Below are 6,563 nucleotides of genomic sequence, written 5' to 3'. Positions count from 1 at the left end.
ACTCCAATGCATCCAAATTCTTTCAATAGATGCATAGTACGTTAAAACAATGAATAGGTAAAACAGTATGTTTTTATATATTTGATCGGTTTTTTAGATTTTATCATTTCTTCAATCAAAAAAAGCCAACCTGAACTCATCCCAGCGCAGGTCGGCAAACTGGTTAAACTAGAGTAAGACCACACCAAATACAGCCCCAGCAATCAAAACATGCAATGGATGAACTTTTTTAATTAAAGATAATAAAGTTGCAATGACTACCATAATGATAAGTAAAGTATTTATTGCCGCTGCTTCAGAAATAATCCATGCACTGGCAAGCACAGTCCCCACAGTGACAGGTTGTAAAGCTAGCTGTAAAACACGGCGCCATTTCTTATCTTTGAATTTTGACCAGCCTCTCATCACAAATACAGTAATAAGAGATGACGGTAAAAATTTAGCAGTAGACGTCACCAATAGACCAGACAACCCTGCTACATGCCACCCTACCAAAGGTACAATCATCATATTTGGACCAGGTGCAGCTTGTGCCATGGCAAACAACGCACTAAATTCTTGCGCCGTCATCCAATGATGAATATCGACTACTTGGCGTTGCATTTCGGGCAAAATCGTATTCCCACCACCAAATGCGATAAGAGACAACTGAGTAAAAATGATTGCTAAAGTAAGTAGTACGGCACCCATTACACACGTCTCCAAATGATGGCTGAATAAAACGCAAGTAAAATCAGCATAGTCAAAAGTAAAGGAATTTTTAGAAAAGCAATGCTGACAATTGCCGCTACCACAACACAGATTGCTAATGGATTACGTAATAAGGGTTTAAGCATTTTCAAACCTGTTGCAACCAGAAGCCCTGCTGCTGCTGCTCCTAAACCTTCAAAAAGGTGCTTAACCATTAAGTTGTCTTGGAACTGCTCATAGACATAATGTAAAAGTACAACAATTACGGTAGGTGCGAAGATTAAACCAATGAGTGAGCTCACTGCTCCACGGACACCGCGAAACTCCATGCCAATCGCAACCGATAAATTAATAATATTGCCGCCCGGTAAAAATTGGCACAGACCAAGTAACTCAGTGAATTTTTCAGGGCTTAACCAATGCCTTTGCTCTACAATAACTTTACGGGCTAAAGGCAGCACACCACCAAATCCAATTAAACCTAATGTTAAAAAACCTAAAAATAACTCTGTGCAAGTAGGAACAGTATCCTTCTGCACGGTAATCTCAACATGGTTCATTTTCGTTACTTTTCACTTTATCTGACCAAGATAGAATGATACTTTTATGATATATCTACAAATGCTTTTATTTTCATTAACCATACCCTAAAGGTATTCCTATGCTCGATTTATATAAGCTTCATGCCTTTGTAGTGGTGGTTGAAGAAAGAAATATTACTCACGCGGCAAACCGTTTGTTTATTCAACAGCCACCTTTAACGCGTTTACTTAAAAAACTTGAACAAGAACTCGGTACACAGTTACTTATTCGTCAACCGCGCGGGATTGAACCGACAGAAGCAGGTTTAGCATTATTTAAAGAAGCACAACTTTTATTAGAACATGCCCGCCATATTCCTCAATTGGTCCAAGATGTTAGCCAAGGTAAAACTGGACAACTCAATATTGGCTTTACAAGTTCCGCAGGTTTGCATCCGCTCATTTCACTCGTATTACGTTCATATCGGGAAATGTACCCTGCTGTGCAAACCAAACTTGAAGAAGCAGGCAGTCAAAAGCAACTGGACTGGTTAATTTCAGAAAAACTTGATATTGCTTTTTTAAGAGCGCCGATTAGCCGAGATATTGGTTTAAAGCATCTTCATATATTAGACGAGCCAATGGTGGTGGCCTTACCTATCGGCCATCCACTTACACAGAAGAAAAAAATTAGTTTAAGCAACTTGTCAGAGGAAAATTTTGTTTTATACCGTCGCTCTTCAGGGCAAGGCTTATATGACAATATTTTATATAGCTGCTATCAGGCAGGTTTTAGTCCGCGTATTATTCAAGAAGCGCCGCGCCCTACTGCGACCCTCAATTTAGTGGCTGCCGGTATTGGAATTAGTATTGTGCCCGCTTCAATGCATAACTTTTGGGACCATGAAATTGTCTATCGCGAGTTTGATGATTCGATAAAACTAAATGCGCCTATTTACTTAATTACACGAGAAAATGAAAACTCAGCTAAAGTGTCAAACTTCATTGAACTCATGCAAAAACTATTACCTACAATGACCTAAGTGTAAAAGCTAGGCAATAAAAAGTTCCTATATAAAGACACTTTGTTAAAGTCATTTTTAGCAAAAAATAGTTCAAATAAATTTTACGATTTTAAGAGTAATACTTTTTCTTTAACCAAAGCGAAACGGTGACGAGTGAAATTAAAACGGGTACTTCAACCAATGGCCCGATCACTGTAGTAAAAGCAACTGGTGATGCCAAACCAAAAGTTGCAATAGCAACAGCTAAAGCCAACTCAAAGTTATTACCTGCCGCGGTAAATGAAATTGCTGCTGTACGTGGGTAATTATTCCCCATACGTTTACTCATAAAGAAGCTAATAAAGAACATTACGACAAAGTAAATTGTGAGTGGAATCGCAATACGTAATACATCTAAAGGTAAGCTCACCACATCACCACCTTTTAAGCTAAACATAGCGACAATGGTAAAAAGTAAAGCAATTAAACTAATCGGGCTGATCTTTGGTAAAAATTTAGTTTGATACCATTCCAATCCTTTCGACTTGACTAAAATCAAACGAGTTAAAAACCCCATTAAAAATGGAATACCCAAATACACCAAAACAGCATGTGTGATGGTCCAGAAATTGACATCAATTACTTGCCCTGCCACACCAAAATATGGCGGCAAGAAAGTTAAGAAAAGCCAGGCATAGGTGCTAAAAAATAAAATCTGAAAAATACTATTAAAGGCGACCAAAGCTGCAACATATTGGTTGTCACCACAAGCTAAGCCATTCCAGACCAATACCATTGCAATACAACGTGCCAAGCCTATCAAAATAAGGCCCGTCATATACTCCGGATAGTTATGCAAAAAAACAATCGCAAGGATAAACATTAAAACTGGAGCAATAATCCAGTTTTGTATCAAAGATAAAGTTAAGGTTTTCTTATCCTTAAATACTTCTGGTAAAGCCGCATATTCCACTTTTGCCAATGGCGGATACATCATTAAAACCAAACCGATTGCGATTGGAATATTAACGTTATCTACACTTAATTCATTTAAAGACACAGATGCCTGAGGAAAGAAAACTCCAATCGCTAAACCTAAAGCCATTGCTATAAAAATCCATAGCGTCAGGTTTCGATCTAAAAAGGAAAGCCCTTGTTTAGTCATGTTCTACTCGAAGAAAGAATTGATTAATTTTGCTCAATACACACAAATGACTTATGCACTTATGCTAAGAAAATCTAAATTTTAAAGACGGAAATCTAGGAAGATTAATCACAACACGTTGTCGTGATGAAAGACTGATCTTGTTGTTTTACTTTTGTCCCACTCTCGTCATTTTCTATCACCTTTAAAATATCTAAAGCCCAAACAGGTAAATCAGGATTTAAGCTGTAATAAACCCACTGTCCTTTTCTTTCATCCAGTAATACGCCATGAGTTCGTAACAAAGCTAAGTGTCTAGAAATTTTGGGTTGGCTCAACTCAAGCTGTTCGGTTAGCTCACAGACACAAATATTTTGTTTATTTAGAACTAATTTAAGAATATTTAACCGAGTTTGGTCAGATAGACATTTAAAGAAATCGACTTGGTTGATCATATCTTCAACAAAATATATTCGTTATTGCAAATATACGGATATCCATATATAAATGCAATATCTTAATTCATCGATAAATTTGTCATGACTGAGCTAGTGAAGATTTACCATAACCCTGCTTGCGGAACCTCACGCAATACATTGGCGCTTATTCGTCATGCAGGAATTGAACCTATCGTTATTGAATATTTGCAAACACCACCAAGTAAAGATGAACTAATCCAACTAATTAAGGATTCGAACCTAACTGTACGTGAAGCAATTCGTAAAAATGTTGAACCCTATAAAGATTTAGAGTTAGAACAAGACCATTGGACCGATGAACAGTTAATTGATTTTATGGTGCAATATCCAATTTTAATTAATCGCCCATTTGTGGTTACACCAAAAGGCACGCGACTTTGCCGCCCTTCTGAGATTGTACTGGACATTTTAGATTCACAAAACTTAGGCTATTTTGCAAAAGAAGATGGTGAAATCATTATTGATGAGCAAGGCCGTCGTATAAAGTAATTGAAGATACTTATTAATATAAAAAGCTAAATGGCATGGCACCGTTTAGCTTTTTTTGAATGAAACGGATTAAAAATAAGATTTGATAAAAGGAAGCAATTGCTCTCCTATTACCATGCCTAATAAACCGACTAATGCAACAAGAGGTGGAGCTGGTGACTTAACATTTAAAACATAATATAAGACACCAACAAGCACCCCTACAGCCAAAGATAACAAGTACATTTTCATCGTACATACCTTAAGGAAACAAACTATTTAATGAGGCAGGTCCTATACTGGTTTATTTAAAATGCAAAACACGAGCACCCAAGTGCGCCCCAGAAAGATTTTTTGTCCTTATCATTTACAGGCACGTCAAGCATCCAAGCGTGGCTGTGTCCATGCATGCCACAACTGCTAGCACATTCACACAATGCACTTTGTGACTGTAATGATTGATTCGAAGGTGCATTACGATTTTCAGATAAGCGCCACTGACCACCGAAGCGTTTTACTGGCGACCATGTTGGAGATGCTGGCGGTAACGGCGGATCGTCTTGCTTAAACTCTGCCCCTGCGTACACCACTTTTCCACCTAAAACAGTGAGTACAGACTCAATCCACTGGATATCTTCTGCTTCAACTTTAAAGTAGTCATCTGACAGCACAACCAAGTCAGCAAGTTCACCTGCTGTGAGTGAACCCTTAATATCTTTTTCACCTGAGAACCAAGCCGAACCTTTCGTCCAGAGTTTGAGGGCGGTTTGACGATCTAATAGATTTTTTTCATCATACAAAGGTAACCCACCAACTGTCTTACCTGTAGTCAGCCAATACAAACACACCCAAGGGTTATAAGAGGCCACACGAGTCGCATCCGTTCCCGCACCCACAGGAACACCGAGTTCTAACATTTTCTTAACGGGTGGCGTTGCTTGGGCAGCTTCGGCACCATAGCGTTTTACGAAAATCTCACCTTGATATGCCATACGATGCTGAATCGCGATACCACCACCCAACGCACCAATACGTTCGATATTACGCTCAGATACAGTTTCGGCATGGTCAATAATAAATCGTGTCGCAAATGGCTGTTTTGAATTGACGCGCTCAAATACATTGAGTAACCGACTAATACTTTCATCATAAGTTGCATGAATACGGAATGGCCATTTCTTTTCAGCCAAATGCTCTACAATAGCTTCGAGTTCACCTTCCATTTTTTCTGGTAAATCCGGACGTGGCTCATAGAAATCTTCAAAGTCACCCGCTGACCAAGTCAGGTTCTCACCTGCTCCATTCATTCTAAATAATTCATCACCATCACCCGGAAATGTCATTTCTGTCCAGCGACGATAATCATCAAGCTCTTGGCCTGCCTTTTGAGCAAATAGGTTATAAGCAATTCGCACAGTCATTTGATTTTGATCATGTAATTGCTTAATCACATCATAATCTTCAGGGTAGTTTTGACCTCCACCACCTGCATCAATTGCTGAAGTAATACCTAATCGGTTTAATTCACGCATGAAATGACGAGTTGAATTGACTTGATCTTCAACTGGCAATTTTGGTGCTTTCCCTAAGGTCGAATATAAAATCATAGCCGATGGCGTTGCGAGCAAGAGACCTGTTGGCTCACCTTTTTCATTTCGTACAATCTTGCCACCCAGCGGGTCTGGTGTGTCTTTGTTAAAGCCTAATACATCAAGGGCAGCTCGGTTCAACATGGCACTAGCGTATAGATGTAAAACGAATACTGGAGTATCTGGCGCAGCTTTATTAATTTCTTCTAAAGTCGGTAAACGCTTTTCAGCAAACTGGAATTCAGTCCAACCGCCTACGACACGAACCCATTGTGGAGCTGGCGTATTATCTGCTTGTTCTTTGAGTAAGCGTAACGCATCGGCAACGGATGGCACACCTTCCCAGCGCAGTTCCATATTGTAATTGAGGCCACCACGAATAATATGCAAATGACTGTCATTTAGACCCGGTATAACGCGACGACCATTTAAGTCTACAACTTTACTTGTTGGAGTTGCGAGTTTCATAACCTCATCAGTTGTACCCGTGCGGACGACTTTACCATCTGCAATCGCAATTGCTTGTACTTCAGGGTTTTGAGGATCTAGTGTTGTAATTTTACCGTTTTTAAGTATGAGGTTTATGTCGGTCATTCTGAACTCCATTCTTGTGAATTATCGTTCTAAAAAAATAAAGATATATCTGTATTAATATCACTTAAATATTG

At 39.0% G+C, this 6,563-nt stretch carries 8 protein-coding genes; 2 read left to right on the top strand and 6 right to left on the bottom strand.

The genetic code is table 11. The features are described from left to right. Nucleotides 1-168: 168 nt before the first annotated feature. A complete protein-coding gene (locus G9371_RS10580) occupies nt 169-690 on the bottom strand; it encodes a chromate transporter (RefSeq protein ID WP_000501457.1) in 522 nt (173 codons plus the stop codon). Further along, on the bottom strand, nt 690-1,250 hold the full coding sequence (locus G9371_RS10575; protein ID WP_029424415.1) for a chromate transporter: 561 nt from the start codon (nt 1,248-1,250) through the stop codon (nt 690-692). The genes G9371_RS10580 and G9371_RS10575 overlap by 1 nt, the downstream gene beginning before the upstream one ends. A 101-nt stretch (nt 1,251-1,351) precedes the next feature. Here G9371_RS10575 and G9371_RS10570 point away from each other — a divergent pair, with 101 nt between their 5' ends. Beyond that, on the top strand, nt 1,352-2,254 hold the full coding sequence (locus G9371_RS10570) for a LysR family transcriptional regulator (protein ID WP_000886383.1): 903 nt from the start codon (nt 1,352-1,354) through the stop codon (nt 2,252-2,254). A gap of 91 nt (nt 2,255-2,345) precedes the next feature. Here G9371_RS10570 and arsB read toward each other — a convergent pair whose 3' ends face one another. Beyond that, nucleotides 2,346-3,380 (bottom strand): ACR3 family arsenite efflux transporter, encoded by a 1,035-nt coding sequence (gene arsB / locus G9371_RS10565; RefSeq protein WP_032009308.1) that lies wholly within the window; start codon nt 3,378-3,380, stop codon nt 2,346-2,348. A 104-nt stretch (nt 3,381-3,484) separates the two neighbouring features. Continuing rightward, nucleotides 3,485-3,814 (bottom strand): ArsR/SmtB family transcription factor, encoded by a 330-nt coding sequence (locus G9371_RS10560; protein ID WP_000610147.1) that lies wholly within the window; start codon nt 3,812-3,814, stop codon nt 3,485-3,487. 84 nt (nt 3,815-3,898) lie between these two features. Here G9371_RS10560 and arsC point away from each other — a divergent pair, with 84 nt between their 5' ends. Continuing rightward, the gene (gene arsC / locus G9371_RS10555) at nt 3,899-4,327 is read left to right on the top strand and encodes an arsenate reductase (glutaredoxin) (protein WP_000138016.1); all 429 of its coding nucleotides are present in this window, start codon (nt 3,899-3,901) and stop codon (nt 4,325-4,327) included. Between the two features lie 69 nt (nt 4,328-4,396). Here arsC and G9371_RS10550 read toward each other — a convergent pair whose 3' ends face one another. Beyond that, nucleotides 4,397-4,558, bottom strand: coding sequence for a DUF1427 family protein (locus G9371_RS10550; protein ID WP_000784882.1), 162 nt, complete (start codon nt 4,556-4,558; stop codon nt 4,397-4,399). 56 nt (nt 4,559-4,614) lie between these two features. Then, entirely contained in the window at nt 4,615-6,489 is a 1,875-nt protein-coding gene (locus G9371_RS10545; RefSeq protein ID WP_000129808.1) for an amidohydrolase, read from the bottom strand. Nucleotides 6,490-6,563 lie beyond the last annotated feature (74 nt).

Source organism: Acinetobacter sp. EKM10A (assembly GCF_011075215.1).
Lineage (GTDB): Bacteria > Pseudomonadota > Gammaproteobacteria > Pseudomonadales > Moraxellaceae > Acinetobacter > Acinetobacter baumannii.
Note: the sequence above shows the minus strand (reverse complement) of the source record. Positions and strands in the feature narration are given on the sequence as shown.